This is a genomic window from Vagococcus allomyrinae (assembly GCF_017829975.1).
GTDB classification, from domain to species: Bacteria; Bacillota; Bacilli; order Lactobacillales; family Vagococcaceae; genus Vagococcus_D; species Vagococcus_D allomyrinae.
Map to the genome: position 1 here is coordinate 83,843 of NZ_JAEEGA010000013.1, position 26,628 is coordinate 110,470.

24 protein-coding genes are annotated in these 26,628 nt (G+C 42.1%); 15 read left to right on the forward strand and 9 right to left on the reverse strand.

What is annotated here, in order from left to right:
- The first annotated feature begins 167 nt into the window (after positions 1 to 167).
- From I6N95_RS18255 to I6N95_RS27515, 4 genes are all read left to right on the forward strand, one after another.
- The gene (locus tag I6N95_RS18255; RefSeq protein WP_209530729.1) at positions 168 to 1,058 is read left to right on the forward strand and encodes an ROK family protein; all 891 of its coding nucleotides are present in this window, start codon (positions 168 to 170) and stop codon (positions 1,056 to 1,058) included.
- A 169-nt stretch (positions 1,059 to 1,227) separates the two neighbouring features.
- Positions 1,228 to 2,091 carry a rod shape-determining protein MreC gene (gene mreC / locus I6N95_RS18260; RefSeq protein WP_209530731.1) on the forward strand — a complete coding sequence of 288 codons (864 nt, stop codon included), beginning with the start codon at positions 1,228 to 1,230 and terminating at the stop codon, positions 2,089 to 2,091.
- Position 2,092: 1 nt separating this feature from the next.
- Positions 2,093 to 2,599: a rod shape-determining protein MreD gene (mreD, locus tag I6N95_RS18265; RefSeq protein WP_209530733.1), complete on the forward strand. Its 507-nt coding sequence runs from the start codon at positions 2,093 to 2,095 to the stop codon at positions 2,597 to 2,599.
- Positions 2,600 to 2,747: 148 nt separating this feature from the next.
- On the forward strand, positions 2,748 to 4,031 hold the full coding sequence (locus I6N95_RS27515; protein WP_347340578.1) for a C40 family peptidase: 1,284 nt from the start codon (positions 2,748 to 2,750) through the stop codon (positions 4,029 to 4,031).
- A 49-nt stretch (positions 4,032 to 4,080) separates the two neighbouring features.
- Here I6N95_RS27515 and I6N95_RS18275 read toward each other — a convergent pair whose 3' ends face one another.
- Positions 4,081 to 4,800, reverse strand: a complete 720-nt coding sequence (locus I6N95_RS18275) for a prepilin peptidase (RefSeq protein WP_209530735.1) — start codon at positions 4,798 to 4,800, stop codon at positions 4,081 to 4,083.
- Between the two features lie 138 nt (positions 4,801 to 4,938).
- On the opposite strand from I6N95_RS18275, the gene I6N95_RS18280 reads away from it, so the two are divergent.
- From I6N95_RS18280 to I6N95_RS18300, 5 genes are all read left to right on the forward strand, one after another.
- The gene (locus I6N95_RS18280) at positions 4,939 to 5,841 is read left to right on the forward strand and encodes a hypothetical protein (RefSeq protein ID WP_209530737.1); all 903 of its coding nucleotides are present in this window, start codon (positions 4,939 to 4,941) and stop codon (positions 5,839 to 5,841) included.
- Positions 5,842 to 6,108: 267 nt separating this feature from the next.
- Positions 6,109 to 6,984 carry a coiled-coil domain-containing protein gene (locus I6N95_RS18285; RefSeq protein ID WP_209530739.1) on the forward strand — a complete coding sequence of 292 codons (876 nt, stop codon included), beginning with the start codon at positions 6,109 to 6,111 and terminating at the stop codon, positions 6,982 to 6,984.
- Positions 6,985 to 7,172: 188 nt separating this feature from the next.
- Entirely contained in the window at positions 7,173 to 8,966 is a 1,794-nt protein-coding gene (uvrC, locus tag I6N95_RS18290; RefSeq protein ID WP_209530741.1) for an excinuclease ABC subunit UvrC, read from the forward strand.
- 117 nt (positions 8,967 to 9,083) lie between these two features.
- Positions 9,084 to 9,983 carry an ABC transporter ATP-binding protein gene (locus I6N95_RS18295; protein ID WP_209530743.1) on the forward strand — a complete coding sequence of 300 codons (900 nt, stop codon included), beginning with the start codon at positions 9,084 to 9,086 and terminating at the stop codon, positions 9,981 to 9,983.
- Positions 9,976 to 11,232 carry an ABC transporter permease gene (locus tag I6N95_RS18300; protein ID WP_209530745.1) on the forward strand — a complete coding sequence of 419 codons (1,257 nt, stop codon included), beginning with the start codon at positions 9,976 to 9,978 and terminating at the stop codon, positions 11,230 to 11,232. Before I6N95_RS18295 ends, I6N95_RS18300 begins: the two co-directional genes overlap by 8 nt.
- Positions 11,233 to 11,350: 118 nt before the next feature.
- Here I6N95_RS18300 and add read toward each other — a convergent pair whose 3' ends face one another.
- Positions 11,351 to 12,370, reverse strand: coding sequence for an adenosine deaminase (gene add / locus I6N95_RS18305; protein ID WP_209530746.1), 1,020 nt, complete (start codon positions 12,368 to 12,370; stop codon positions 11,351 to 11,353).
- A 207-nt stretch (positions 12,371 to 12,577) separates the two neighbouring features.
- Here add and I6N95_RS18310 point away from each other — a divergent pair, with 207 nt between their 5' ends.
- On the forward strand, positions 12,578 to 13,414 hold the full coding sequence (locus tag I6N95_RS18310; protein WP_430727549.1) for an aldo/keto reductase: 837 nt from the start codon (positions 12,578 to 12,580) through the stop codon (positions 13,412 to 13,414).
- Between the two features lie 37 nt (positions 13,415 to 13,451).
- Here the strand turns inward: I6N95_RS18310 and I6N95_RS18315 are convergent, their stop codons facing one another.
- Both I6N95_RS18315 and I6N95_RS18320 read right to left on the reverse strand, forming a co-directional pair.
- A complete protein-coding gene (locus I6N95_RS18315) occupies positions 13,452 to 14,132 on the reverse strand; it encodes a metal-dependent hydrolase (RefSeq protein ID WP_209530750.1) in 681 nt (226 codons plus the stop codon).
- Positions 14,133 to 14,678: 546 nt separating this feature from the next.
- Positions 14,679 to 15,401: a gamma-glutamyl-gamma-aminobutyrate hydrolase family protein gene (locus I6N95_RS18320; protein ID WP_209530752.1), complete on the reverse strand. Its 723-nt coding sequence runs from the start codon at positions 15,399 to 15,401 to the stop codon at positions 14,679 to 14,681.
- Positions 15,402 to 15,643: 242 nt separating this feature from the next.
- On the opposite strand from I6N95_RS18320, the gene metG reads away from it, so the two are divergent.
- The 5 genes from metG to I6N95_RS18345 all read left to right on the forward strand — a co-directional run bounded on the left by metG (position 15,644) and on the right by I6N95_RS18345 (position 20,709).
- Positions 15,644 to 17,650, forward strand: coding sequence for a methionine--tRNA ligase (metG, locus tag I6N95_RS18325; protein WP_209530754.1), 2,007 nt, complete (start codon positions 15,644 to 15,646; stop codon positions 17,648 to 17,650).
- 74 nt (positions 17,651 to 17,724) lie between these two features.
- Positions 17,725 to 18,492: a TatD family hydrolase gene (locus tag I6N95_RS18330; protein WP_209530756.1), complete on the forward strand. Its 768-nt coding sequence runs from the start codon at positions 17,725 to 17,727 to the stop codon at positions 18,490 to 18,492.
- Positions 18,493 to 18,494: 2 nt separating this feature from the next.
- The gene (rnmV, locus tag I6N95_RS18335) at positions 18,495 to 19,076 is read left to right on the forward strand and encodes a ribonuclease M5 (RefSeq protein ID WP_209530765.1); all 582 of its coding nucleotides are present in this window, start codon (positions 18,495 to 18,497) and stop codon (positions 19,074 to 19,076) included.
- Positions 19,066 to 19,959 carry a 16S rRNA (adenine(1518)-N(6)/adenine(1519)-N(6))-dimethyltransferase RsmA gene (rsmA, locus tag I6N95_RS18340; RefSeq protein ID WP_209530767.1) on the forward strand — a complete coding sequence of 298 codons (894 nt, stop codon included), beginning with the start codon at positions 19,066 to 19,068 and terminating at the stop codon, positions 19,957 to 19,959. Before rnmV ends, rsmA begins: the two co-directional genes overlap by 11 nt.
- 171 nt (positions 19,960 to 20,130) lie before the next feature.
- Entirely contained in the window at positions 20,131 to 20,709 is a 579-nt protein-coding gene (locus I6N95_RS18345; RefSeq protein WP_209530769.1) for a hypothetical protein, read from the forward strand.
- Positions 20,710 to 20,814: 105 nt separating this feature from the next.
- On the opposite strand, the gene I6N95_RS18350 is transcribed toward I6N95_RS18345, so the two are convergent.
- The 5 genes from I6N95_RS18350 to I6N95_RS18370 all read right to left on the reverse strand — a co-directional run bounded on the left by I6N95_RS18350 (position 20,815) and on the right by I6N95_RS18370 (position 26,549).
- Positions 20,815 to 21,918 carry an ABC transporter ATP-binding protein gene (locus tag I6N95_RS18350; protein WP_209530771.1) on the reverse strand — a complete coding sequence of 368 codons (1,104 nt, stop codon included), beginning with the start codon at positions 21,916 to 21,918 and terminating at the stop codon, positions 20,815 to 20,817.
- A gap of 244 nt (positions 21,919 to 22,162) precedes the next feature.
- Positions 22,163 to 23,557: a glycoside hydrolase family 1 protein gene (locus tag I6N95_RS18355; RefSeq protein ID WP_209530772.1), complete on the reverse strand. Its 1,395-nt coding sequence runs from the start codon at positions 23,555 to 23,557 to the stop codon at positions 22,163 to 22,165.
- A gap of 14 nt (positions 23,558 to 23,571) precedes the next feature.
- A complete protein-coding gene (locus I6N95_RS18360) occupies positions 23,572 to 24,879 on the reverse strand; it encodes a PTS sugar transporter subunit IIC (RefSeq protein ID WP_209530774.1) in 1,308 nt (435 codons plus the stop codon).
- Positions 24,880 to 25,159: 280 nt separating this feature from the next.
- Entirely contained in the window at positions 25,160 to 25,849 is a 690-nt protein-coding gene (locus I6N95_RS18365) for a FadR/GntR family transcriptional regulator (RefSeq protein WP_209530776.1), read from the reverse strand.
- Positions 25,824 to 26,549 (reverse strand): FadR/GntR family transcriptional regulator, encoded by a 726-nt coding sequence (locus tag I6N95_RS18370; RefSeq protein WP_209530778.1) that lies wholly within the window; start codon positions 26,547 to 26,549, stop codon positions 25,824 to 25,826. The genes I6N95_RS18365 and I6N95_RS18370 overlap by 26 nt, the downstream gene beginning before the upstream one ends.
- Positions 26,550 to 26,628: the final 79 nt, after the last annotated feature.

Consider the following 26,628-nt stretch of genomic DNA (forward strand, 5'->3'; position numbering starts at 1 on the left):
AACTACTATCTAGTTCCCATTAAATAATCATTCTTTACCGTTAAGCGTTCAGCCAGAAAAAAGCTGAAAGTACCACTCTTGGCGGATGATTACGCGAATTCTCCAATGGAACTATCTGTCTGATTATTTAACATGATGTATAAATCGATCTCTAGGGGGACATATCTGTGGAAAATGAAACGTTATTGGTATTTGATTTTGGTGGTTCGGCTATTAAATACGGTGTATGGCATCTTGAGAGCTTGCAGGAGCAGAGTCAAGTGGTGACACCTAAAACCTTAGCTGAATTTTTACAGACGCTGGTGAGGGTTAAGGAGGCGCTGGAGAGAGACTATCAGTTTACAGGCTGTGCCTGTAGTTCGCCAGGAGCGGTCAATCAGGCTAAGCGAGTGATCGAAGGCAATTGCGCGATTTCTTTTGTACATGAACCAACTTTCTACCAGTCTTTGGAGCAGGCCTTGCACCTGCCAGTGACAATTGAAAATGATGCCAATTGTGCGGCGTTAGCCGAAGTGGCTTATGGGGCTGCCGCAGGTAAAGAGGATGTTTTGGCTGTTGTGATTGGCTCTGGGATTGGTGGAGCGGTTATTAAGCAAGGGAAGATTGAGAAGGGGCACCATTTGTTTGGCGGTGAGTTCGGCTTTATGTTGTTAGAAGGGGAATGGAATTTTAGTCAGTTGGCAACGCCTGTGGCCATGGCTAAACGGGTGTCGGTCATGAAAGGGCTGACTGAGACAGCCTTGTCAGGAAAAGAGGTATTTGATTTGGCGGAAGCAGGGGATGCTATTGCTGAGCAGGAAGTTCAGCGCTTGTATTATTATTTGGCCGTGGGTTTATACAATTTGCAGACCAGTATTGACCCGGAAGTGATTGTCATCGGCGGCGGTATTTCGGCCCGAACAGATCTCCTCGCTAAAATTGAAGAACAAGTTGAGTTGATTTTTAATCGGGGACAGAAAACAGCCATTCGCCCAGATATTCGTCTCTGTCAATTTAAAAATGAAGCCAATCTACTAGGGGCAGTCGCCAACTATCGTGAAGTTCGATTCCATTACTAGCAAATGAGTGAATTGGCTGAGACTTGATCGACCGTGATAATCATAAAATTGTGATAAGAATAGTCGAATGATGACGAATCTTCAAGAACTTTATAGAAAATGCCACTGATTAATGGTAAAATAGTTCAATGTATGTAGTTTAGAACAGAAAGTATCTTGAGGTGGAACAGTGAAAAAGTTCAATTCTAGTAAAAATATAATTATAGCCATTATCATCGTGATTGTTGTGGTGTTTGTCGTGACTTTCAGTTCTCAACAACGGAATCAATCGAAAGACTCTGGCGTGGCTCAATCCTTAACCAGTGACATTGCCGCGACTGTGGATAAAATTGTCTCATTTCCACTGCGGGCCGTTGAGGGAGGTATTCGCTCAATTGGAAATTTATTCAGTACCTATGAAGAAAATGATCGCTTAAAAAAACGATTGGATGAATTTTCGGCCATTGAAGCGGAAAAACAAAATTTATTAACTGAAAATGCGGCGTTAAAAGAGCAGTTGAATTTAAATGCCACCATTTCGAGTTACGAAAAAGTGACAGCAGGTGTCATTAGTCGTTCACCTGATACGTGGCAAGATATTTTGATCATTGATCGCGGTAAAAACGACGGTGTTGAAGTGGATATGCCGGTCCTTGGTAGTAAAGGGCTAATCGGTCGGGTGATTGTGGCCAATGCAGCATCAGCAAAAGTGGAACTACTGACTTCGACTAACCAGAATTCCAATCATTTTCCGGTGATGATTGTGCCCCAAGAGGGAGAATCTGTTTACGGGTTGATGCAGGAATACGATGAAGAAGAGGAGGCCTTCGTCATCACCCAACTAAACTCGCTTGATGGTCTCAAAAAAGGGGACAAAGTCACGACTTCCGGCCTAGGTGGCGGCTCACCAAAAGGGTTGCTGGTGGGAGAAGTGAAAAAAATCAAAGATACTAGTTTTGGTTTGGATAAGGAAGTCTACGTCACACCGATTTCATCTATGTACGACATTCCCTTTGTCACAGTGGTTAAACGCCTAGCAGGAAGTGACGAATAATATGGAAAAAAAGACTATCATGAAAATTGTTTTGCCTTTTATCCTGATTATTCTGATGTTACTTGATGGGCAGATTAGTAATTTATTACGAGTGGCAACGACTGACAATATTTATCTAAATAGTCACTTATTGTTAATTGGTTTAATATTAGGCTGCTTAAATTTAAATAAACAATACATCGTCATCATGTCGGTGATTTTGGGTGTTATTTTTGATGTCTATTATTACAGCATTATTGGTATTAACATGGTATCACTCCCTTTAACTGTCATGTTAATTTACGTTGTCTTTGATTTTGTGCGGCCATCGGTTCTGTCGATACTCCTTAGTTTGGTCATTTTTATTACCATCATGGACAGCAGTGCTTATTTTATACAGGCGATTTTTAAGCTGATAAATGGCGATTTATTAGGATTTATCACAAGAAATCTTGGCCCAACGCTTATATTAAACATCTTCCTGTTTATCATCTTAAGCTACCCAATCAAAAAAATTGCGAAGCTGTAATTTATTAAGCTTCGAAGGGGGCATTGAAATGTTTTTGTAACATAGATATTATCTGACTGACATGTTGTTATGTTACAATTCATTCATTGATGAGGAAAACAACTAAAAATTTGTTATACATATAAAAAATGAGTCGGGGGAATGACCAGTGAAAAAGCGCATTATATCTGCTATTATGGTAAGTTCAATTTTGTTAGGGTCAATTGCACTACCAGTTGTAGGATTAGCAGATGATTTTGATACAAAAATTAAGCAGTCTGAAACTAAAATCAATGAATTAAGTGGTCAAGAAGCTGCTGCTTCTGCACAGTTGGAAACAGTTAAAGCAAACATTGAAGGCATTAAAGCTCAAGCGATTGAATTACAAGGGCAACAGGCTAAATTAAACCAAGAAATCACTAAATTAGGGACTGAAATTGAAGACTTAACTGTTAAGATCGACAAGCGTGATGCTACGATTAAAGAGCAAGCTCGCTCAGTTCAAGTCGACGGTAAAGCAACTAATTATATCGACGCTGTCTTGTCAGCTGACTCTGTCTCAACTGCCATTACACGTGTTTTCGCTGCGTCTACAATTGTTAATGCCAGTAATGACATGATGAAACAACAAGAAAAAGACAAAAAGTCTGTTGAAACTAAAAAAGCCACATCAGAAACAAAAGCACAAGAATTAAATGAAACAGCGGTTGAACTTGAAGGGGCTAAAACCCAGTTGGTTGACCAAGAATTACAACAACAAGCATTGGTTAGCCAAATTGCTGCAGAACGTACGACTGAAGAAGGCAAAAAAGCTGGCTTCTTAAAAGAAAAAGAAGAAGCGGAAGCAGCTCGTGCTGAACAAGCTCGTTTGATTAAAGTCGCAGAAGAAGCAGCTAAAGCTGAAGAAGCTCGCGTAGCTCAAGAAGCGGCACAAAATACTAATAATACAAACACCGGAACTAACAATAATAGTGGAACGGATAATTCAGGTAATGGTAACAACACTACACCAACACCTGGTGGCGGCGGCGGAGCAGTGACACCTCCTTCACCAATTGTTCCAGATCCAATTCCAGATCCAGTGGTTCCAAATCCAAGTGGTGGCGCAGGAGCGGTTCTTGCTGAAGCGGCTAAACATCTTGGCAAACCTTATGTATGGGGTGGCAAAGGACCTAATTCTTTTGACTGTTCTGGTTTTACTTCTTATGTCTACCGTGTCGCTCTTGGACGTGAAATCGGTGGTTCAACGATTCCTCAAGAAGGCGCAGGCACACAAATTTCTGTTTCTCAAGCAGTAGCTGGCGATTTATTATTCTGGGGTAGCCGTGGTGGTACATACCATGTAGCAATTTCAACTGGCGGTGGCGGTTATATTCACGCTCCAGCACCAGGTCAAAATGTTACTTATGGTTCATCAGCTTACTTTGCACCAGATTTTGCAGTAAGAATGTAATCTCAATAAAGCGAAGCGAACTCTTTAAAGGGTTCGCTTTTTTTGTCGGTTAATGGACAATCAGACCGAATTGCCAGATTAGTTGACTGATTAAGGCAAAGGTGAGAAAAGGAACGAAAGGAATCGGTTCAGCTTTTGTTTTTCGACCGCTAATAAGCCCGTAAAATAAGGCTAAGAGACAAGCTTGCAGAAGGACGAGGTTTAATTCTAGCAGGCCTAAAAAGAGTCCCCAGGAGCTTAATAAGAGGACATCCCCATGACCGAGGCTGTTGGGAATTATTTTTGTCAGACCGGCTAAAAAAAGTAAGCAGATGAGGCCCTCTATCGCGTGGAGGCTGAAGGGGCTATCAATTAAAAAAATGCTCAGGGCTGTGCAGAGCGTCAGTGGGTAAAAGATCACAGGTTCCACTAATAGGTATAATATATCGGTCAGACTGAGCAAAAGAGCCGTCAGGATTAACAGCAAGCCGGGGATAAACCACAGGCTCCACAGTTTAGTGGCCGTTAATAAGCAGAACAACAAACCAGTGACGATTTCAGCGATGAAGGACATCTTTGGATAGGGTTGCTGACAATAGCGACAGTGACCTTTTAAATAGAGATAAGAGGCCACTGGCACCAGATCGCAAGCCTTTAATGGCGTTTGACACTTAGTGCAATGAGAAGTGGGACGAATAAGTGACAAGCCGAGCGGAAGACGTTCGCTGACGACGGTGAAGAAAGAACCAAAACAACTGCCAATGCAAAATGATAAAATATACACGATCATAAGGTTTCTCCTTTCCCTTTATAAATAAGATACGAATAAATGGCGAAAACCTTTGAAATTTTTCGAATAATCAAGGATAATAGTAATTGAGTGCTTTGTTAGGGTTGAAATACAAAGACTTGGGAAGGTGATACGTGAATGAAACCTGCAAAAAAGTATGTATTAATAGTATTAGCCGGGCTTGTTTTCTTGTTAACAGGCTGTCAAAAAGCCATTGAACCAGAAGAGGCTGGCGTTTTATTTGTTAATCGGTTTATATATGAAGCAAAAGACGAGCGTTTTGAAAGCAATTTTGTTCAAGGGATGGAGCTTGATATAAAATTGGAAGAACAACGCAAGGAGTTAATTGAAGACTTGGTGACGAGTTTTAGTGAGTTTGGTGGGGTTATTTCGCCGAAGCAAACCGAAGCTTTTCTGAATCAATGGCTTGAATTAGTCAAAGCCAATGCGAAATACGATGTCTCAGCGGTAAAAGAGAATCGTAAAGAAAAAAATGTGACCATTACGTACAGTGTCAGAGGAATTAATTTTCAAGAAGTCTATAAATCGGCCATGGAAAAGTTGATTGACCGGATGTTGGCTGATTCAGAGCTGATGAGCAATAATGTTAAACTAGGTGATTTAATTATCCAGTTGTTGATGGAATCAATGAAGGAAGCTGACATCATTGATAAGCCGATTAAAGTGTCCGTGACCATGGAACAAGTTAAGAAGAAGTGGCAACTAGTCGATGCTCGCAGTGAAACGGAGATGGCTAATTTACTTTTAGCCTTTATGGCCGGTGTTAATGATTTGGATAAATATGCAGCCAACATGAGTGTTGCCGTAAGTGAAGCGTTAGCTGAGGCCAACAAGCAAGTTGATCAAGAGTTTTCTGCGACGCCGTCAGACGGGAAAGAGACAGACAAAGAAAAAGAAGTGAGCGAAAACCAGACAGAAGCTGAAAAAGCAGCGGCTGAAAAGAAAGCTAAAGAGAAAAAAGAAGGCACCGTCGAAACCGTTGAAACGATTGAAACGTATGACGACAGTGAAAAGGAGTAACACAATGAAACGGGTTGTTTTGGCAGAGAAGGTGAGCTGTCAAAATGACCTTTTTTTCGCTGTTCCGTGTTATTTAATTCGGTTTCAAGACGTCTTTTTAGTAATTTGACCTTAAAGATTTGATTGTTCGTCACCTGCCGAACGATTGATATTACTGACTTTTAGTGGGGAACCCTTAAGCGTTGCTCATCGATGAGCAAAAATAGAGAAGAAAGTATGTGATGTTATGAATTAGAATGATAAGCGTCGCAAAGAAAGGCTGGAGAAATGAAAAGTAAAATAACAAAGAAAATGATGATAACAATTACAATTATGGCTGTTGCTTTAGTCGGTGGTGCGGTAGGTGCCTCGACTGTTGTCAACTGGGGTGGCGAAAGTGACGTTTCCGCGATTAGAACAGCAGTGGCAAGTTTAGATAATAAATTAACAGAAAAAGAACGCTTGGCAAAAGATGGTCAAGCAAAAGTAATCGATTTAACCACAAAATTGGTGGCTTCCGAAAACACTTTAAAAGATTCACAAGCAGAGGTTGAAAAATTGAAACGTGAGAATGAGGGATTAAAGGAAGCCAAGTCAAAAGTCGATGGGCTAAATCAAACGATTGCTGACCTAAACAATCAAATTGTTCAACTAAATAATACGATTCAACAAAAAAATGATCAGATTAAACGAAATGAAGATCAGTTTAAAGAACAACTACAACAAAAACAAGATGAAGTAGCCCGTAAACAACAAGAAGTGAACCAAAAGAACGCTGAAATCAATCAAAAAAACCAAGAGAATGAACAATTGAGACGTGAAGTGAAGACACAAAAAGCGCTAGCAGCTCAAAAACAAGCAGAATTGATAACGGCTCAAAATAATGCGGTGAGCCTCACCAACGACTTGGCAACTAAACAGGCGGAATTAGAGCGAAAAGCAGCTGAGCTACAAGTGAAGCAAACGGAGTACAACGCCTTGAGAGATCAGTTAAGTGCTAAAGAAACAACTGTCAATCAGTTACAACAAGACATTGCACGGTTAACAGCTGAACGGGATCAATTATCCAATCAAACCAATGATTCTAATGCCAAGCTTCAACAAGCACAAGCAGATGTTAAGGTGTTAAAAGACTACGTCCAAAGTGTGGACGCTAAGCATTAAGCGGTAAATAAAAGAAAATGGGGATTTGCGACAGATAGTGGCCAGCTAGGGGGAAGTCTCTAGCTGTTTTTTTGTCTGTCTCAAGATCGGAAGGGTCAACTTTTTTCTGAGTTAGTGGTATACTAATATAGTAGAAGTCTGTCAAATAGCCACGTCGTTAAGGTGGTAAGTAAAAGGAATGAGCAACCGTGAATGAACGTATAAAAAGTAAATTAGCCTTGTTGCCAGATCAGCCTGGTTGTTATTTAATGAAAGATAAAAACAAGACGATTATCTATGTGGGAAAAGCTAAAATTCTTAAAAATCGTGTGCGATCGTATTTTACTGGCAGTCATGATACGAAAACGGAACGACTAGTCAGTGAAATTGATGATTTTGAATATATTGTAACAGAGTCAAATATTGAAGCCTTGCTGTTGGAGATTAATTTGATTCAACAAAATAATCCTAAATACAACATCATGCTAAAGGACGATAAAAGTTATCCTTTTATTAAAATAACGAACGAAAAATACCCGCGCTTGACCATTACTCGTCAGGTGAAAAAGGACAAGGCTAATTATTTTGGCCCTTACCCAGACGTCAAAGCCGCCAATGAAACGAAGCGGTTATTAGACCGTCTTTATCCTTTAAGAAAGTGCAGTTTGTCCTCTAAAAAACCTTGTTTATACTATCATATTGGGCAGTGTCTTTGCCCTAGTGTGTTTGATGTTGACCCCAAGGTGTATCAATTGATGGTAGAGGAAATCAAACGCTTCTTAAACGGCGGTTACACCGACATTCAGGAGTCGTTACAAGAAAAAATGACCTTAGCAGCTGAAAAGATGGAATTTGAAAAGGCGGCGGAGTACCGGGATCAGATCAGCTCGATTGAAACAGTCATGACCCGTCAAAAAATGACCAATACGGACTTTGTTGACCGTGACATTTTTGGTTATGCTGTCGATAAGGGCTGGATGTGTGTCCAAGTGTTTTTTGTTCGCCAAGGAAAAATTATCGAACGAGAGGTGTCCATTTTCCCTTTTTATAATGAAGGGGCAGAAGATTTTCTGACGTTTATCGGTCAGTTTTACTTGGAAAACCAAAACTTTGTACCTAAGGAAATATTTATCCCAGCTGACATTGACAAAGTCAGTGTGGAGGCATTAGTCAAAGCGAAAGTCTATCAGCCGCAAAAAGGTGAAAAGAAAAAGCTGGTGGCTCTAGCTAGTAAAAATGCTCAGGTCTCTTTGATGGAAAAATTCGATTTGATTGAGCGGAAGGAAGAGCGAACGATTGGGGCCATTGAGAAATTAGGCGAGGCCATGGGCATCCCGACGCCGGTTCGGATTGAAGCTTTTGATAACTCCAATATCATGGGGACCGACCCTGTTTCAGCGATGGTTGTCTTTGTTGATGGCAAACCGCAAAAGAATGAGTATCGGAAATATAAAATTAAGACGGTTAAAGGCCCCGATGATTACGCCTCGATGCGTGAAGTTATTTATCGTCGCTACTCTCGGGTATTGAAGGATGGGTTGGTGTTTCCTGACCTGATTGTCATCGATGGAGGGAAAGGTCAAGTAGATGTGGCCAAGGATGTTCTGGAAAATCAACTAGGATTGATGATTCCAGTGGCTGGCCTAGCAAAAAATGATAAGCATCGAACCAGTGAGTTGTTATTTGGACCGGCCTTAGATGTGATCCCCTTAAAGCGAAACTCGCCTGAGTTTTTCTTGTTGCAACGGATTCAAGATGAGGTTCACCGTTTTGCCATTACCTTTCATCGGCAACTACGCAGTAAAAACAGCTTTGCTTCCAAACTGGATGGCATTGATGGTTTAGGGCCAAAACGTAAGAAAAATCTTTTAAAAGAGTTTAAATCCTTAAAAAATATCCAGGCTGCCACGATTGAAGAGTTGGAAGCATCAGGTTTACCTAAAAATGTGGCGTTAAATGTATTTGAACATTTTAAGGAACCTGTGACAGAAACTACCAAATAGTTAAATAAGTGAAACGAATTATCTTAGGATAGTTCGTTTTTTTCTATCTGGGAGTGTGGTATCATTTTAATAAGAGATTGCTCGGGGGAGTAATTTAATAAAAATGGAGGTTAAGGAATGTTAGAAGTGAAGCAGTTAGTCAAACGATTTGGCGACATGACAGCCGTCGACAATGTTTCCTTTACGATTCCTGAAGGGAAAATTTTAGGTTTAATCGGGCAAAATGGAGCAGGTAAAACTACGACCTTTCGATTAATTTTAGATTTTTTGTCAGCGGATCAAGGAGAAGTCTTGTGGAAAGGCCGTAAATTAACGGAAAAAGACTATAATGTGATTGGTTATTTACCAGAAGAGCGGGGGTTGTATCCTAAAATTAGTATTGAAGAACAACTGATTTATTTTGCCCGTCTACGTGGCAAAACGAAAAAAGAAATTGTGCCGAAAATCGATGAATGGATGGAGAAATTCCAAGTAAAAGGCAAAAAGACTGATAAAGTCAAAGCCTTGTCAAAAGGAAATCAACAAAAAGTTCAGTTGATCTCCACCTTAATTCATGAACCAGAACTGATTATTTTAGATGAACCTTTTAGTGGTTTGGACCCAGTTAATGCGGAGTTGTTGAAAGATGGCATCCTTGAGCTTAAGGACAAAGGGTCATGTGTCATTTTCTCCAGTCACAACATGGACAACGTTGAAAAAATCTGCGATCACTTGATCATGTTGCGCAATGGTCAAATGGTACTGGACGGTGAGGTTCATGAGATTCGTCAGAGCTTTGGTCGGACTAAGTTATTTATTGAATCAGCTCTTTCTTTGGCAGCCATTCAAGCAACCGATGGGGTGTTAACCTCTAAATTGCGAAGTGATGGCATCATTGAAGCCACCTTACGAGATGATGAGGTTGGCAAGGAGCTCTTTAAGCAAGCGATTACCTTTGGGTATATGCCAGTCTTTAATCAGCTGCCACCGACGCTTGAAGAAATATTCAAAATGAAAGTAGGTGAAGGCCATGAATAAGTTTTGGGTAGTGGCTCTAGAAACCTATAAACGCAATGTAAAAAGTGTCACCTTTATCGTCATGATTTTGGCGCCCTTTTTAATGGTTGGTTTTAGTTTGTTAATGGGATTAGTGGGCAGTAACTTTGAAAAAGTGTCAAATATAGCGGTTGTTTCCAAGAATGAATTGATTCGAGAGGCCTTTATCACACAGACTGACTTTGATGTGAACAAGAAGATCGATACTGAGGAAGCGGCTAAAAAGGCGTTGGAAGAGGAAAAGATTGACGGGTTTTTAGTGATTGATACAGATGCTGAAGGCTCACAATTATCAGGCGAGTATTTTGGGGATACCTCTTTAGGAACGACCGATGAGATGGGGATTACTCAAATTCTAACAGGGATTCAAGTTGGTTTTCTGTCTCAGGAACTAAATTTGTCGGCTGAAGACATTCAAAAGTTGAGTCAACCAGCCGCCTTAGCAACAAAGACCGTTGAATTTAAGGATGGCAAGATGACCGATAAAGGGGTTAATCGGATTGTCATGACGATCAGTTCGGTGTTTATCGGATTGGCCATGTATATGATTATCCTGATGTATGCTCAAGTAACCAGTTCCGAAGTGGCTTCTGAAAAAGGGACGCGGATCATGGAGATTATCTTGTCCAGTACGTCAGCGGCTAAACATTTTTATGGTAAAGTCATGGGAATTTTTATGGTTATTTTGACTCAAGTTGTCGTTTATTTTGGGATCGGCCTAGGAGCATTTCTCTTTATGAAAGATACTGATATGGTGAAAGATGTCTTAAAGGTGGTCTCAATTAGGGAAATTATCAAATCTTTATTGGGCTATAACTTAATTTACTTGTTGTTAGGAGTCGTTATTTACACGATTTTATCCGCTTTCTGCGGTTCATTGGTCTCAAAATCCGAGGATGCAGGCAAAGCGGTTGCTCCTGTTACTTACTTAACGATGATTGGTTTTTTCTTGACGATGATTTTCGGTATGAGTGACCCTCAACATATTTTGATGCGAGTGACATCCTATATTCCGTTTCTTTCCTCCTTTACAATGCCCTCGCGGATTGCCAGTGGGACCGTTACTGATATGGGGGTCATCATTTCACTGCTAATTTTAGTGGTGTCAACTTTGGTGTTATTGAAGATTTCTGCTTCGATGTACCGGTCGACAGCGCTCGTTTACAGCGATGACGGCATGTGGAAAGCTTTGAAAAAGTCGATGTCCATCATGAAAAGCGAAAAAAGATAATCGAAGGAATACGTGGGCTGAAAGGCTCGCGTATTTTTTTGTGTGGACCGGATAAGGGGAGGAAACGGTTTTCCCTCCTCTAATCAAAAAAAGCCCGGAGGAACTCCGGACTTGGACATTATGATAGGTGGGCGTATTCAGCTGTCAGCTGGGCGTGAAGCGCTTCTTTCACCTGATCTGAAATAAAGGCACCGTCAACGGCGTTGTGGTTCAATGTTTCCATGCAACGATAATCGATGCCGTACCATTGATGAAGCTTCAGATATTCATCGGTTAAAGTCGTATTGGAGACGGTTCGATTATCAGTGTTGATACAAATCTTTAGACCTGCTTCAAGGAAGTGTTTAAAGGGATAGTCGGCTAGTTCAAGAACTGCCTTGGTTTGGAAATTACTCGTCGGGCACATTTCGACCAGTGTTTGATTCTCGATACAGGTTTGTAAGACAGCTGGGTCTTTTTGAATGGCAATGCCATGGCCGATGCGGGTAGCGCCTAAGCGAATCGATTCTGCGACATTTTGCGGGCACCCACATTCACCAGCATGCAAGGTGACGGGGATTTGCTGAGTGACACCAAGTGAGATCAGCTCGCTAAAGTCTGCTGTTGGGTAGTTAGCTTCATCACCGGCCAGATCAAAGCCGGCTACGCCGCGACCGAGATATTCTTTGGCACTCTCAATCACCTCTTGATTGCGCTGGTGGGAATGGTGGCGCATGGCGCAGAGTAAGGCGTTGCTTTTGACACCAAATGCAACTTCTCCCCGTTTGAGGCCAGCTAGAACGGCTGCCACAATTTCGGTAATGGTCAAACCTTCTTTAACAAAAAGCATGGGAGCAAAGCGCACTTCGATATACGTGACATTTTCTGCGGCAACTTGGGCAATTAAGTCGTAAGCGATGAGCTCTAAGGCGCTGGCTTCTTGTAAATAAGGCAGCACGATGTCAAAGCGTTCCAGATATTCAAGTAAACTTTGGCATTCTTCTGGGGCGATCAACTTAGCCGCAAGCTCTGGGCCAGTAGCTGATAAGGGCCTGTTTTGTATCTGAGCTAGTTGCTCGAGAATATGGGGGCGAACGGAGCCGTCAAGATGACAGTGCAGTTCAATCTTTGGTAAGTGTTGGACGATGTCTCTTTTCATGTAATTCCTCCTTGTGAGTTGTGAACGTTTTAAAGTTTAATTATTAAGATACACGTTTTTTGCCAATAAAGCTAGTGAATCTCCAAAGAATGACAAATTTATGAGAAAAATTAGTTGGAATCAGTGCTGATCTAAGCGTCTTTGATTGGCAGTTCCTTGATTTTAAGTGTAAAATGGAAGGAGAGATAAACGAAAGGAATGGATGCTGTGAATATTACGAGTACCAAGAAACTTGCTAATGGGGTTGAAATGCCTCGCTTAGGTTTAGGTGTTTGGAAAGCAAAAGATGATGAAGAAGTTATCAATGCGGTCAAATGGGCAATTGAAACAGGCTATAAGTCGATCGATACAGCGGCAATCTACAAAAATGAAAGTGGCGTAGGAATTGGCTTGAAAGAATCGGGAGTCAAACGGGAAGAGATCTTCGTTACGACGAAAGTTTGGAATGATGAGCAAGGGTATGATACAACTTTGGCTGCTTTTGATGAGAGTTTGAAAAAGCTGCAACTGGATTACGTTGACTTGTATTTGATTCACTGGCCAGTTGCTGGCAGCTACAAAGAGACGTGGCGCGCGTTAGAAAACCTTTATAAAGCTGGCCGAGCTAAGGCGATCGGTGTGTGTAATTTCCACGAACATCATTTGCGGGATTTAATGGCCGATGCTGAGATCATGCCAATGGTCAATCAAATTGAGCTCCACCCTTTGTTAAATCAACTACCTTTAAGACATTTTTGTCAGGAGCACGGGATTGCGGTTGAAGCTTGGTCACCACTTGGTCAGGGGAATCTATTAAGTGATGAACGCTTGGTTGCCATGGGGCAAAAATATGGTAAAACGCCCGCCCAATTAATCATTCGCTGGGATTTGGAACACGACATCATCACCATCCCTAAATCCGTCACAGAGTCACGGATTAAAGAAAATGCTGAGGTATTTGATTTTGAGTTAACGGCAGAAGATAAAAAAGCGATTGATGAACTTCATACTGGCGAGCGCTTCGGCACAAATCCTAATGAGTTTGATAAAAAGAGAATGTTTTAATGAAAAATCACCTAGCTATTATTTAGCTAGGTGATTTTTATAAGTGGATGATTTCGCCAATAGCTACTGGCAAGCGTTGCTCTGGTGGTAAGAGCTTAAAGAAATCTTCGGGATCTTGTTCGATAACTGGAAAAGTATTGTAGTGAACAGGCACGGCTTTTTTCGGCTTTAGCCACGAAGCGGCAAGGGCGGCGTCAGCGGGTCCCATCGTGAAATTATCGCCAATTGGCAGAAAAGCTAGGTCGATGGCTTGTTGTTGGCCGATTAATTTCATGTCACTAAAAAGGGCGGTGTCGCCAGCGTGATAGATGACTTTTCCTTCAATGGTCAGGATCAGACCGGCAGCAATGCCTAATGAGTGCAGTTGGCCGTGTTCATCTTCATAGCTAGAGCTGTGGATGGCCGGCGTCATTTTAACAGTTCCAAAAGGGAAGGTGAACTGTCCGCCTGGTTGCATGCCATGGGTTTGATACCCTCGTTTGGTAAAATAGCCAGCTAATTCGTAGTTTGCCACGATCAAAGCGTTTGTTCGCTGGGCGATTAAAGCTGTATCACCAACGTGGTCGTTATGAGCGTGGGTTAAGATGATAACGTCTGCAGCAACAGTTTCAGGGTCAAGGTCGCTATAGGGATTGTCACTGATTAACGGGTCGATTAAAATAGTTTGCTGGTCTGTCACAATTTTTACACAGGATTGTCCGTGCCAAGATAGGTTCATTGTCAATCTCCTCCTAAATAGTTGTTATGATAAGTATACCTTACATAGTTCAAGGATTCAAAAAGCGTTTGACCGATCATGGCCAAACGCGTTTGTTTTACTTTATAGGAAAGTATAAAACTTTCTCTATATCGTATTTTGGATCCAGCTTCACAAGGCACCACTACGCTTCGCTTCGATCTCAACAAATTCTAAGTGCTCTTCGACCTTCAATGCTCGACGCTTCAGCGTATAGCAATTGATGAGATCGGAATGCAGTGTAGTGTCCCTTGTTTCTAATTGCTAAAGCAATAAGAACAACGGCTGCCGTTGTTCTAGCATTTTAATGCGTAGAGACAAGGGACACTTCGTTCTCATCAAATGCTAAGCGCTAAAGCACTAAGCTTTGAAGGACGAAGTAAGATAAAATTATTTTAGTGACAAAGGCCTCTATGCTTAATGCTTTAGCATTTAGCGATAGCGGACATCGAAGCGTAGCGTAGTAGCATCACTTAACTATTTTGCTATTTTTCTTTCAGGGCTAAACGCCTCGTTCAGCTTTTCTAATTACAGTTGATTGACGAAAAAGTCGAAGAGTTGTTTTTCGGAAGCGTGGGCTTGAAAACTTAATTCCGGATGCCATTGAATGGCTAGGATCCGTTGACTCTCGTCATGCCATTCCACAGCTTCGACAACCTGATCAGAACTAAGTGCGCTGACTTTTAAGGTGGCCGCCAGTCGTTTAATGGCTTGATGATGGTAGCTGTTCACTCGGTAGCTTTCACCGACCACCTGACTTAGTAAGCTGTCTTTTTCAACAGTGATACTGTGAGTCGGGTGTTTGGGTAAAGTCGGCTCTTGGACGTGACGGACACTCCAATCAGAGTAAAGAGATAGGTCTTGGTAAAGATTACCACCTAGAGTGACGTTCAGAATTTGCATCCCTCGACAAACGGCAAAGATCGGTTTATGTTGAGCGATGGCTTCTTGAATTAAGGCTTGTTCAAAGACATCCCGATCTGGGTGGGTGCCTTGAAGGAGTGGGTGAGGCTCTTCGCCATAGAGCATCGGGTCCACGTCTTGCCCACCTGCTAAAAGCAATTTATCGATCCTTGAAATATAAGTTTTAGCATTGTCAGGATGTGTGATCGGTAATAAGAGCGGTAAGCCCCCGACAGCTTCTGTTGCGGTGACAAAGCCTTGTGGTGTATAGGTAACGGCATTTCCGTGGAATTCAGTAGAACCGGACGCCAGCTGATTGGCTGCAATGCCAATAATCGGTTTGGACATAAAAAAACCTCCAATAAAATAGAATAAATCCATTGTATCACTTATTCTTCAAGGCACAACTATTTTGGTCTTTGCCTTGCCGTTAAAACAGAATAAGGAATTGATGAGAAAGGGTCTTTTAGCAACCGTTAGGAAACGAAAAATTTTGAGAAAAGAGGGAGAAATATGGTATACTGGTAAGTAAATTGCGGACAGAAATAGCTTTGTTGGCTAATTTCTAATTGAAGGAGGATTTTTGTGTTATGGCAAAGAAAACATTTTATATAACAACGCCGATCTACTATCCAAGTGGTAAATTACACATCGGTAGTTCATATACAACCATCGCATGTGATGCAGTCGCGAGGTACAAGCGTTTAACTGGTCATGATGTGTTATTTTTAACAGGGTTGGATGAGCATGGTCAAAAAATCGAATCAAAAGCGGCGGAGATGGGGATTACCCCCCAGCAATACGTGGATGAAATGGCAGTAGACGTCCAGAAATTATGGAAAGATTTGGATATTACTAACGATATTTTTATTCGCACAACTAATGAAGATCATGTCAAACAAATTCAACAAGTGTTTGAGCGTTTGTTAGCTCAAGGAGATATCTACTTAGGGGAATACGAAGGCTGGTATTCAGTGTCAGATGAAGAGTATTTCACGGAACAACAATTGGCTGAAGTTTATCGTGACAATGAGGGTAAAATGATCGGCGGCAAAGCCCCAAGTGGCCATGAAGTCGAACTGGTAAAAGAAGAGACTTATTTCTTTAAGATGAGTAAGTATACAGAACGGTTGTTGCAACATTATGCGGAACATCCAGAGTTTATTCAACCGGAATCCCGTAAAAATGAAATGTTAAATAACTTTATTAAACCAGGTCTGGAAGACCTTGCTTTAACTCGGACGACCTTCTCTTGGGGTGTGTCGGTGCCAAGCAATCCGAAACATGTGGTCTATGTCTGGATTGACGCCTTGTTTAACTACATTACGGCTCTGGGGTATGGGTTGGATGACGACAGTCTGTTCCAAAAATACTGGCCTGCCAATGTGCAGATGATCGGTAAGGAAATTGTCCGCTTCCACACGATTTATTGGCCGATTATGTTGATGGCCTTAGACATTGATTTGCCTGAAAAAATCTATGCCCACGGCTGGATTGTCATGAAAGATGGCAAGATGTCAAAATCAAAGGGAAATGTGGTTTATCCCGATATGTTGATCGAGCGTTATGGTTTGGATGCCTTGCGTTATTATTTATTGCGGGCGATTCCTTTTGGCAATGACAGTGTCTTTACGCCAGAAGATTATGTGGCGAAAGTTAACTATGATCTAGCCAACGATTTAGGCAATTTACTGAATCGGACGGTGGCGATGATCAATAAATACTGTGAGGGCATTGTGCCGAAATACGCTTCACTGGTGACGGATTTTGACAGTGAGTTGTCTACTACAGCGGCCAATGTGATTGGTAATTATCACAAAGCCATGGATAATATGGAATTTAGCGTGGCATTAAAAGAAATCTGGGTCTTAATTTCGCGTGCCAATAAATATATTGATGAAACAGAACCATGGGTCTTGGCGAAAGATCCTGAAAAGAAAAAAGAATTGGATAGTGTCATGGTCCATTTAGCTGAATCCTTGAGAATTGCGGCGATTTTATTACAGCCGGTCATGACAGAGGCGCCAAAAGAAATCTTCAATCAGTTGGGACTTAGCGGCTCGAAAATGGACATGGAAAGCATTCGTTTCGGTGAGTTTCCTGAAGGTAAAAAAGTCGTTAGTAAAGGAACACCGATCTTCCCACGCCTTGATACGGAGCAGGAAGTTGAGTACATCAAAATGAAGATGAATGAAACGACAGCTGCCATGAAGGCCGATGACTTTACTTGGAACCCAGTGGAAACCGAGTTAGTGTCAGTTAAAGAGCAGGCAATCAAATACGATACCTTTGATCAAGTCGAGTTAAAAGTAGCAGAAGTCATCGACTGTAAAAAGGTGGAAGGCGCTGATAAATTATTGCAATTTAGATTGGACGCGGGCGACAAGGCTCATCGCCAGATTTTATCTGGTGTGGCGGAATTTTACCCGAATCCAGCTGATTTAATTGGTAAAAAGGTTTTAGTTGTTGCCAACTTAGCTCCTCGTAAAATGCGTGGCGAAATTAGCCAAGGCATGATTTTATCAGCCGAATTTGACGGTAAATTACAGATAATGGAAGCACCGAAAGGCGTCCCTAACGGCGCAATTATTGCTTAAGATCGCTCGTGAACGATTGGAAACTGTGGTTTTCAGTCGTTTTCGTCTGTGCTGAGCAGAGAGGATAGAATAGGATGATTTTTGATACTCATACCCACTTAAATGTGGCACAATTTGAAGAGGATCTTCCTGAGACCATTGCCCGGGCCCGCGAGTTAGGGGTAACGGAGATGGCCGTCGTGGGATTTGATACGGCAACGATTGAAAAATCGTTGGCTCTCAGTGAGGAATATCCCGATATATACAGTATTATCGGCTGGCATCCCACAGAGGCGGGCAGTTATTCAAAAGAAATAGAGCGTGATTTACAGTCTAAGTTGATTTTGCCAAAGGTGGTAGCTCTTGGCGAAATAGGCTTGGACTACTATTGGATGGAAGATCCGAAAGAGGTTCAAGCGGCGGTTTTTCGTCGTCAAATTGCCATTGCTCGAGAGATGAAGTTGCCGATTAGTGTGCACACTCGCGATGCGATTGAGGATACTTATCGAATTTTAAAAGAAGAAAAAATTCACCAAGTCGGTGGCATTATGCACAGCTTTAGTGGTGATTTAGAGTGGATGGCTCGCTTCTTGGATTTAGGCATGCACATTTCAATCAGTGGTGTGGTGACCTTTAAAAAAGCCGTGGAGGTTCAAGAAGTGGCTGGGGCAGTGCCTGAAGATAAGCTGCTCATTGAAACAGATGCTCCTTATTTAGCGCCAGTGCCTTATCGCGGCAAGCGGAATGAACCCGGTTATACCCGTTATGTGGCAGAACGAGTGGCAGAATTACGTGGCGAAAGCTTGGAGCGAGTCGCCCAGGTAACCCGGCAAAATGCCCATCAATTGTTTAGAATAGGATAATTATGGAAGATAAATTAAAGATACAGGAAATTATTGTCGTTGAAGGCAAAGATGACACGAAACGGATTCAGGAAGTAGTTGAAGCTGATACGATTGAAACCATTGGATCGGCTATCAATGAGGAAATTTTAGAACGAATTGCCCATGCTCAAGACGTGCGGGGCGTGATTGTCTTTACCGATCCTGATTTTTCAGGTGAGAAAATTAGAAAAATCATCACGGAGGCAATTCCCAATGTGAAACACGCCTTTATTTCCAGACGCTTGGCGACCCCTTCGAAGCGCGGTGCCAGTCTAGGTGTGGAACATGCGAGTGATGAGGCGATTATTGAGGCTCTTAAAAACGTTATGACCCCTCAAGCAGACGGGCAGACCGCGGAAATTCCTCAAGAATTACTCATTCATTATGGGTTGATTGCGGGACCTAAGGCCAAAGCTCGACGTGAAGCTTTAGGTGATTTGTTGCGGATAGGGTATACTAATGGTAAACAATTGCGCAAACGTTTGAAGATGTTTCAGCTGTCAGAAGCGGAATTAGTCGCGGCGATGGAAACTGTGCTAAAAGGAGAAATGGATGGAGTATAAAGATATTGCGACACCTAGTCGAACGAAGGAGATTTTAAAACAGTACGGCTTTGCTTTAAAGAAGAGTTTAGGCCAAAACTTTTTAACAGAACCCAATATTTTACGAAATATTGTGGCGGCTGCTGAGTTATCCGAGGCGACCAACGTGATTGAAGTTGGGCCGGGAATCGGGGCGTTGACCGAACATTTGGCTCGCTCTGCTAAACAAGTGCTGGCGTTTGAAATTGATGGTCGTTTAATTGAGGTTTTGGCAGATACCTTAAGTCCTTATGACAATGTGACGATCGTGAATGAAGATGTTTTAAAAGCTGATTTAGTGACAGTTGCCAAGGAAACTTTTCAAGAAGACTTGCCGTTAAAAGTTGTCGCCAATTTACCTTACTACATCACCACGCCAATTATGATGCACTTGCTAAAGTCAGAATTGCCTATTAATGAGATGATTGTGATGATGCAAAAAGAAGTGGCAGATCGAATTAGTGCCAAACCAAGTACGAAAGCTTATGGCTCCTTATCGATTGCGGTCCAGTATTACATGGAAGCCTCAGTGGCGTTTATCGTGCCTAAAACAGCCTTTGTTCCTCAACCTAATGTGGATTCGGCTATTATTAAATTGACCAAGCGGGCGACACCGGCAGTCGAGGTGACCAATGAGGTGAATTTCTTTAAGCTGACTAAGGGAGCCTTTTTACAACGGCGCAAAACCTTGTGGAATAACTTACTGGCTAACTATGGCAAGGAAGAAGCTACAAAAGAATGGCTGACAAAGGCTTTGGCATTAGCTGAGATTGACCCCAAAAGACGTGGGGAGACCTTGAGCTTACAAGAATTTGCTGATTTATCCAACGCTTTGGAAAGCTTGAAGCAAGACGAGATTCGTTAGTGAATCTCGTTTTTTTTTGCTTTAAATCTTATAGCAGATGAGGAGAAATTCAGGTTATTTTAGAAAAAGAGAAAGGGTGTCTTGACACCTTAGGAGAACTTCGATACAATTGGGGTTATCGAGGTGTCATGACACCTTGTGGAGCTTAATGGAAAAGGAGTTTTGTTTAAGATGGCATTTACCTCAGTTAAAAAATTAACCTTTTCGGCAATTTTAATTGCGTTGGGTATTTTAATTCCCATGATCATGCCGATAAAAATTGTGATCGGGCCAGCATCCTACACCCTTGCTAGCCATGTACCAGTCTTTTTGGCCATGTTTATTTCACCAGGTGTCGCGGTAGCAGTTGCTTTAGGAACGGCTTTTGGTTTCTTTCTGTCATTTCCGGCTATTATTGCTTTAAGAGCGTTGTCTCATGTGGTTTTTGCGGTGATTGGCGCCTATATTTTACAAAAAAAACCGACGATCGTTTCTTCTTTCTGGCAGTTCCAAGCCTTTAGCGCTTTGATTGGACTAATCCATGCCGCAACCGAACTTTTGGTGGTCATTCTGTTCACCACGGGTGGGCAACAAACAGCGGGCACTTTTTGGGTGTTTTTCCTAACAGTTGGCGTAGGCGGTTTTGTTCACAGTATGGTGGACTTTACTATCGCTTATTATCTTGGTGAACGCTTGAGCCGCCAGTTTGATTTTCCGGTTTTTGCTCACAGCCAACTGGCTTTAAAGCAGTACCTTCAGCCTAAAGTATAAAAAAATAGCTCATGACCAGATTAAAGGGCATGGGCTATTTTTTATGTTAAATCTGATCTCAAAATATTAAGCAACCTATTAAGAGATCTAGAAAAGGGGGACAAATTAACGAATCACTTGTTCAGTTTCAGCGTCAAAGAAATGACTCTTGTTTAAGTTAAAGGCAAGGTCAACCATTTCGCCTGGACGGTATGAAGCGCGAGCGTCCACTTTTGAGATGAATTCTGTATCGCCAACCACTGTGTAAAGCATGGTTTCAGCACCTAATAGTTCTGAAACGACCACTTCACATTTAACCACTGAATCAGGTGTGGCATCTAAGACGATTGGTTCGCTGTGAATATCTTCTGGACGGATCCCGAAGACTAATTTTTTACCTTCGTAGCCTTGTTCTTTCAAGACTTTGTATTTGCCTTCTGGTAAGGCCAACTTAACGCCATGCTCATTAGAGATAACGCCGTCGTTTAATGTGACGTTAAAGAAGTTCATAGCAGGTGATCCGATAAAGCCGGCAACAAAGACATTGTTTGGTGTGTCGTAAACTTCTTTTGGTGAACCGATTTGTTGGATAAAGCCATCCTTCATAATAACGATTCTGTCGGCCATAGTCATGGCTTCTGTTTGGTCATGGGTAACGTAGATAGTTGTAGTTTCTAAACGACGGTGCAATTTAGCAATTTCCGCACGCATTGCCACACGTAGTTTAGCATCTAAGTTTGATAAAGGCTCATCCATTAGGAAGACTTTAGCATCACGAACGATGGCACGACCTAAGGCAACACGCTGACGTTGACCACCGGAAAGGGCAGCTGGTTTACGTTTTAAGTATTCGGTTAAGCCTAAGATTTCCGCGGCATTGTCGACACGTGTTTGAATTTCTTCTTTAGCGTATTTGCGCAGTTTCAAACCAAATGCCATATTGTCAAAGACGGTCATATGTGGGTATAAGGCGTAGTTCTGGAATACCATGGCGATGTCACGGTCTTTTGGTGCCACATCGTTCATCAATTTGTCACCAATCCATAATTCACCTTCAGAAATATCTTCCAAACCAGCAATCATCCGCAGGGTTGTTGATTTACCACAACCAGAAGGGCCAACAAAGACAATGAATTCACGGTCTTGAATGTCTAAGTTAAAATCTGTTACTGAATAAAAGTCATTATTGTCATACTTTTTATGAATTCCTTTTAAAGCTATTTCTACCATAATATTCCACTCTTTCGTCATTTAGTTTTATTAGTTGATAAATGAAGTATACGTGAAAGCGATACCTTGAGACAATGTTAAGTTGCACAAGAAAAGAGGTGTTATTTTCGTCAAAGTGACAGAGAACCTTTTGAAAGCTTGCTGGGCCGGCTGTCATTAAGGGCCTGAAGTGGCAATAGCGAAATAAGCGGGTCAGTATTTTGTGACAATGTTATCTTTAGGCGACTCTTTAAGCTAAGTCTTACTAGTTTAGGAGACGGTCGTCAATCAGGGATTGGTACCAACGGGCCGATTTTTTTAAGCTGCGAGCATGCTGATTAGCCAAGTCAATTCGAATCAGTCCATAGCGGTTTTTAAAGGCGTTCATCGGTGACACGCAATCCGTAAGAGCCCATAACATGTAGCCTTCACAACTGGAACCATCGGCGACGGCTCTTAACAAACTAGCCAAGTGCTGACGGATAAAGTCTATTCGGTAATCGTCTTGAATAACTCCTGATTCGTCCAGATAACTTTCTTCATTTTCTCGGCCCATACCGTTTTCAGTAATCAACCAAGGAATATTCCCGTAGTCATTTTTGATGATCATGGCCATGTCATACATAATATCCGGGTAGATTTCCCAACCACGAGAGTTGTTCATTTGACGACCAGGTAGCTCAAAGTTTTCATAATATTGTTCAGGGTGAAAAGGTGTTTCTGGATGCCACTGGTAACGAGGTGCTTTGACTCGTTTCGGGTAATACTGATTGACGCCAAGAAAATCAACGGTATTTTCTTGAATGAGTTGTAACTCTTCGGGACTAGCGTCAAACATGATCTCATGTTGTTGGCATAAATCAAGCAGTTCTTGAGGATAGCTGCCATGAACCAAGGGGTCGAAAAAGACTTTATTAAAGAATAAGTCATAGATGCGAGCGGCTTTTTGATCAGCCTCTGATGAGGAACGAGGGTAGACCATTTCAGGGTTAACGACACAACCGATGCGACCTGAATAATTTTTTTCGTGATACAGTTTAACCACTTTCGCAGTCGCCAACACTTTGTGATAGTTCCAAGTCATCCACTTTTTCGTGTTTTGTTCATGGGGATAACGAATGGCATCTAAATAGCAACGGGTTTGAACGACGATCGGTTCATTGAAGGTAAACCAGTGCTTGACGCGATCACCGTAGCGCTCAAAGGCGATTTCAGCGTAGCCAGTAAAAAGCTCGACGACTTTTTTTGAAGACCAGCCATCGTACTTGTCCATGAGAAAACGCGGCAATTCATAGTGCTCCAAACACAGCATCGGCTCAACACCAGCAGCAATTAAGGCGTCGATCAATTGGTCAATGTGTTGGGCATACTCTTCGTCGACTGTCAGTTGTTCGTAGTCGGTAAAAAAGCGTGACCAGTTAATGGAAGTGCGGTAATGGGTTAAATGAATCTCAGCCATTAAGTCGACGTCTTTTTGATAGTGTTCCATAAAATTGGTGGCAATATCAGGCCCATAGCCATTTTGCCAAACAAAGGATTCTTCTTTAAACCAAGCGTCTAAAAAGGAGTCTTGGCCCTCCTTTTTGCCTTGCCAGCCTTCTGTTTGCCAAGCGGAAGAGGCGGCACCAATAATAAAATTTTTAGGGATTGTCTGTGTCATGAAATTGTTCCTTTCTATGCAGCAAGTTGCTGTTTGTTCGCTACCTTGACAAAAGGCAGATAAATCAGGATGGAGACGGCGATACAAATAAGTTGTGTGATGACCGCGCCAATATCACCGGCTGTTGCTAGATAAGCTGAGATGATCGGCGGTGTTGGCCAAGGAATCATGACGACGGCTTTGGCAGCAAAACCAAAATAGGTGGCGATATAGCCAATTGTACCCGTGATCAATGGTGTGATAATAAACGGAATGGCCAAGATCGGGTTTAACATGATGGGCATGCCGAAAATAACTGGTTCGTTAATGTTGAAAATACCAGGAGCCAAGGAAAGTTTGGTGATTTCTTTTAAATCATCCCGTTTACTGACCAATAAAATGGAGATTAACAATCCAATGGTCACGCCCGAACCACCAATGCTCATATACATATCCCAAAAGGGCATGGTAATGATATTTGGCACTTCTTTTCCCGCATTAAAGGCTTCGGTATTGACGGCAATGGAAGCCAGCAATAGGGGTTCTCTGATCGGCTTAATCATCTGATTGCCGTGGATTCCGATGACCCAGAAGATTTGAGCGACAAAGACTAATAATAGAATACCTGGTAACCCTTGAATCACACTTTCCAACGGCTTTTGAACAATATTATAGATAATATCATAAGCGTACATGCCAGTGATGGCTTTGATTAGAAAGCCACATAAGGCCACAGAGGTCACCGTTAAAACGGTGGGAATTAAAGCGGAAAAACTGTTTGAAACATTGGCAGGGACCGTATCGGGCATCTTGATTTTTAAACGGTCTTGGCGGCCTAGCCAGGAGTACAACTCGATCGAGGCGATGGCCACAAACATTCCCAAGAAAAGGCCCTTGGTATCGGTGTACTGTTTTGCCAAAACATTTTCGGCGATCACAGAGACATCCTCGTTAATCACTTCAAACGTTGTCGGGTTGACAGAGAGATAAGACATGACGGCCACGATTCCCGGAAAGAAACTGGAAATCCCGTTTAACTTGGCCAGTTCGATGCCAATTAGAAAAACCGCGTAAATGGTTAAGAAACTAAGGGTTACGTAGTTCACTGAGACGGCAATCGGTTTTAAGGTAACCAAAAAGGATAAGGCGTCAATTTGGGCCAGTCCGTTAACGTCATCAAAAATCATTGCGGAAAACAGTGTTGCAAAAGCCCCTGTGATAATGACCGGGATTAAAGCTGCAAAGGCATTTTTAATGACCATGATATAGCGATAACTATTGACCTTGTTTGCAAATCTGCCTAAAACGTCGACCATCCGATCCATCGCGCTTGGTTTGTTCATTCATACCACTCCCATTCTTTTTTGCTGATACCTGATTAAGATATCGGTTTCATTAACAGCATCAGAACGAGTTCTCTCCCCTGGGGTGAATCTAGAGCGACATGTCTGATGTCTAAATCATAAAACATGTCTGACGACTTGTCAATAGATTAAAATAAAAAAACAAATGACGGTTTATTCAGTTATTTAATTCATGTTTTACTAGGTTCTCCATTTTTTAGTGAAATAACTTGTCTGATGAATTGGGTTAACATAAAAAAAAGACCTAGAAAAACTAGGCCTAGCTTGGGGTTGGAGCTTGTTTTCGTAATACCCGTCGAATAGTTGTTAAGGCGAGTTTGACACTGTTAGCCGCTTCGATGGCTTCTTGGCGTTCAACAGCTAAAGCCAGTTGACTGTGAGCTCTTAGCAGCTCTTGATAGTCCTCCAATGTCAAGTAGCGATGATTTAATTGGATGGATTCTTGGAAAATGAAAAGCAGATTGTTGTAGGCCTCGTTGCCGCAGAGTTGGATAAATGACACCAACATATCTTTATAGCTGTCCAAAAAAAGCTCCGTATCTGCTTCTAGCTTAGCTGGTAGCTGGTTTATCAACTGAGTCACAGAAGCTAGTTCTTGAGTGGTCGCATGTTCCACGGCGAGAGCGATAACCGTTGGTTCCAGTAGGAAGCGAACGTCAAGTAAATCAAGGGCTAATTTATAGTGGTTGGCCATTAAGCCTAATCCTAAGGGATCTGTCGTTTGAATCGTTTTATGGCGAATAAAAGTCCCAGCCCCTTGTCGGACTTCCACCACGTTTAAGGATTCTAAGTATTTAATGGCCTCTCTAATCGTACTTCTGCCAACTTTTAACTGTTGGGCTAGTTCGAATTCGCTAGGCAGTGCATCGCCAACTTCCAAGTGAGCGTCTTCAATATAGGACAAAATGGCATCGCTGATTAAATCACTGAGTGTTTGACTGGTTGTCATGTCGTTCCCCCTTGGTCGTGTTTTCCAGATCGACTAAATAACGATTTAATCGTTCGCGGTTATGGGCCATATGAATCAACATGGCGTCGTAGGCCCCTTGACTGTCCCCTTCAGTGATGGCTTGAAGAATGTCCTGGTGATGACGGCCTGTGTTATTGATTTCTCTTTTAGCGGTGAATTCGCCGTAAAGGTCGATGGAATTATTAATGACGGGAATTAAACGCAACAAGGCGACGTTTTTGCTGGCGGCTGCAATGGTCAAATGAAATTCTTTATCCAGTGTTAAATGGGCTTCATTTCCTTCTTTGATCAACTGATTAATCGCCAGATGGAGTCTTTGTAAGGTGTCTATTTCTGCTGGAGATGCTTTTTGGGCGGCCAGTGAGGCCATTGTCGGTTCTAGTAAATAGCGAATGTCGACTAAATTTTTAGTCAGTTGAATGCGGTCTTTGACGGTTGCAAAGCCAAGGGGATCATCGCCGTAGATATCCTTACTGAGTATAAAGGTTCCAGCGCCGCGCTTTACTTCTAGAACTTTTTTAGCGCTGAGGGCACGGATTACCTCTCGTAAGGTGCTTCGGCCAACGTGAAGTGTTTTTGCTAGTTGGGGCTCGCCCGGTAAACGATCTCCCGGCATTAACTGGTGATCCTTGATGTAGGCCAACAATTTTATTTCAGTTTTTTGAGCTAAGGATTCCATGAGCCTCTCTCCTATCAGATAGTGTTTAGCCTAAATTTATCACAGATTGAGCAGCTGTTCAAGGCGAGGAAACCGCTAG

What these genes read in the sequence shown, in the direction of transcription:
- mreD (WP_209530733.1), top strand. Translation starts at nt 2,093, where the DNA reads ATGGAAAAAAAGACTATCATGAAAATTGTTTTGCCTTTTATCCTGATT.
- I6N95_RS18275 (WP_209530735.1), bottom strand. Translation starts at nt 4,800, where the DNA reads ATGATCGTGTATATTTTATCATTTTGCATTGGCAGTTGTTTTGGTTCT.
- I6N95_RS18280 (WP_209530737.1), top strand. Translation starts at nt 4,939, where the DNA reads ATGAAACCTGCAAAAAAGTATGTATTAATAGTATTAGCCGGGCTTGTT.
- I6N95_RS18285 (WP_209530739.1), top strand. Translation starts at nt 6,109, where the DNA reads ATGAAAAGTAAAATAACAAAGAAAATGATGATAACAATTACAATTATG.
- I6N95_RS18295 (WP_209530743.1), top strand. Translation starts at nt 9,084, where the DNA reads ATGTTAGAAGTGAAGCAGTTAGTCAAACGATTTGGCGACATGACAGCC.
- I6N95_RS18300 (WP_209530745.1), top strand. Translation starts at nt 9,976, where the DNA reads ATGAATAAGTTTTGGGTAGTGGCTCTAGAAACCTATAAACGCAATGTA.
- add (WP_209530746.1), bottom strand. Translation starts at nt 12,370, where the DNA reads ATGAAAAGAGACATCGTCCAACACTTACCAAAGATTGAACTGCACTGT.
- I6N95_RS18315 (WP_209530750.1), bottom strand. Translation starts at nt 14,132, where the DNA reads ATGAACCTATCTTGGCACGGACAATCCTGTGTAAAAATTGTGACAGAC.
- I6N95_RS18320 (WP_209530752.1), bottom strand. Translation starts at nt 15,401, where the DNA reads ATGTCCAAACCGATTATTGGCATTGCAGCCAATCAGCTGGCGTCCGGT.
- metG (WP_209530754.1), top strand. Translation starts at nt 15,644, where the DNA reads ATGGCAAAGAAAACATTTTATATAACAACGCCGATCTACTATCCAAGT.
- I6N95_RS18330 (WP_209530756.1), top strand. Translation starts at nt 17,725, where the DNA reads ATGATTTTTGATACTCATACCCACTTAAATGTGGCACAATTTGAAGAG.
- rnmV (WP_209530765.1), top strand. Translation starts at nt 18,495, where the DNA reads ATGGAAGATAAATTAAAGATACAGGAAATTATTGTCGTTGAAGGCAAA.
- rsmA (WP_209530767.1), top strand. Translation starts at nt 19,066, where the DNA reads ATGGAGTATAAAGATATTGCGACACCTAGTCGAACGAAGGAGATTTTA.
- I6N95_RS18345 (WP_209530769.1), top strand. Translation starts at nt 20,131, where the DNA reads ATGGCATTTACCTCAGTTAAAAAATTAACCTTTTCGGCAATTTTAATT.
- I6N95_RS18350 (WP_209530771.1), bottom strand. Translation starts at nt 21,918, where the DNA reads ATGGTAGAAATAGCTTTAAAAGGAATTCATAAAAAGTATGACAATAAT.
- I6N95_RS18355 (WP_209530772.1), bottom strand. Translation starts at nt 23,557, where the DNA reads ATGACACAGACAATCCCTAAAAATTTTATTATTGGTGCCGCCTCTTCC.
- I6N95_RS18360 (WP_209530774.1), bottom strand. Translation starts at nt 24,879, where the DNA reads ATGAACAAACCAAGCGCGATGGATCGGATGGTCGACGTTTTAGGCAGA.
- I6N95_RS18365 (WP_209530776.1), bottom strand. Translation starts at nt 25,849, where the DNA reads ATGACAACCAGTCAAACACTCAGTGATTTAATCAGCGATGCCATTTTG.
- I6N95_RS18370 (WP_209530778.1), bottom strand. Translation starts at nt 26,549, where the DNA reads ATGGAATCCTTAGCTCAAAAAACTGAAATAAAATTGTTGGCCTACATC.